This is a genomic window from Luteococcus sp. H91 (assembly GCF_038433135.1).
GTDB lineage: Bacteria > Actinomycetota > Actinomycetes > Propionibacteriales > Propionibacteriaceae > Luteococcus.
Window position 1 is genome coordinate 1 of sequence record NZ_JBCDMV010000054.1, and the last position, 1,557, is coordinate 1,557.

Sequence of the window (1,557 nt, forward strand, 5' to 3'; positions counted from 1 at the left end):
GACCCGGACGGCCCCATGATGGCAACCGTCTCCCCCTCAGAGATCGTCAGGCTGACCCCAGACAGTGCTTGGACCGAGCCGAAGGCTTTGGTGATGTCATGCGTGGACAACAACGAATTCATGTCCTTCATCAAAGTCGACCTGTCATGGGGAGACGATGGTGCAGCATCCCGGACAAGGGTAGGGCTGGCACTACCAGCACCCCACGTCACGCAGGCTAGATTGGAAGCATGCGCAGGTCAGCCCCCCGTGACAGCAGGACGAGGGAGCAGGAGGCCGCCGCAAGGATCGCCGAACTGACCACTGCCCGCCGCCAGATTGTCGAGGCCTACGAAGTTGAGAGACGGCGCATCGAGCGAGACCTCCACGACGGCTCCCAGCAGTACCTCGTCGCAGCGGCCATGAAGATCGGCGAAGCCCAACTGTCCGAAGCCATTCAGCACGATCGGCAAACATCGGAGCTCATCGCCGAAGCCAAGCAGGACGTTCTGAACGCTCTGACATCCCTACGCAAGACCGTGCAGGGAATCCCTCCGGATGCACTCACCCATGATGGCCTCGAGAACGCCCTACGAGCCGTTGCCGCCAACGCACCCGTCCCAGTCACCATCACCTGCCCCCACCCACTGCCTCGCATCCCCGCAGCCGTCCTCGCCAGCGCCTACTTCTTCGCCACCGAGGCAATCACCAACGCCGCCAAACACGCACCCCACGCCAGCGTCAACGTCTTACTGACCGCGGCAGATTCTCTGCGCGTGTCCATCGTCGACGACGGTCCAGGAGGAGCCACCCTCACCCCGGGGCACGGCCTGACAGGAGTGCGGGAGCGGCTGCAGGCCTTCGGCGGAGACGTCACCGTCACCAGCCCGGACGGCGGCCCCACACACCTACTCGCCACCATCCCGCTTCTGCTCCACCGCGGTGAACCCGGCATCGACCCCACAGGAACCCCGTGAACCCCATCACCGTCGCCATCGCCGACGACTCAGCCCTGATCCGAGAAGGCCTCGCCGCCATGCTGCAACGCCACGGATTCCACGTGGTCTGCCAAGAAGGACGAGCCGACGCCCTCCGCCAGTCCATCGACCAGCTCGCACACCAACAACAGCTCCCCCAGCTACTGATCACCGACGTGCGAATGCCCCCCACCATGAGCAACGACGGACTGGTCGCAGCCCTGGAGCTGCGCCAACGACACCCCGAACTCTCACTGCTCGTCCTGAGCCAATACATCCTGCCGACCTATGCCCAACAACTCTTCGGCACCGCCAGCACCAGCGGAACCGGCTACCTCCTCAAAGACAAAATCAGCGAAGTCCAAGAGTTCATCCACTCCCTCCACGTCATCGCCGACGGCGGAGTGGTCATCGATCCGGAAGCAGCCAAGGCCATGGTGACCACGGGCCGCTCCGGAATGGCCCAGCTCACCGAACGAGAACACGAAGTCCTCGAACTCATGGCCACCGGCATGTCCAACAACGACATCGCCCAACAGCTCGTCATCTCCCCCGCGGCGGTGTCCAAACATGTGGCCAACATCTTCGCCAAACTAGGGCT

2 protein-coding genes are annotated in these 1,557 nt (G+C 63.5%); both read left to right on the forward strand.

The genetic code is table 11. The features are described 5' to 3' along the window. Nucleotides 1-230: 230 nt before the first annotated feature. The gene (locus tag AAEX57_RS16155) at nt 231-956 is read left to right on the forward strand and encodes a sensor histidine kinase (RefSeq protein ID WP_342093321.1); all 726 of its coding nucleotides are present in this window, start codon (nt 231-233) and stop codon (nt 954-956) included. Then, the coding region (locus tag AAEX57_RS16160; protein WP_342093322.1) for a response regulator transcription factor at nt 953-1,557 on the forward strand (605 nt) is incomplete at its 3' end. The genes AAEX57_RS16155 and AAEX57_RS16160, both read left to right, overlap by 4 nt.

Bases quoted from the DNA above. Each gene is read 5' to 3' on its own strand.
- AAEX57_RS16155 (WP_342093321.1), top strand. From the start codon at position 231: ATGCGCAGGTCAGCCCCCCGTGACAGCAGGACGAGGGAGCAGGAGGCC.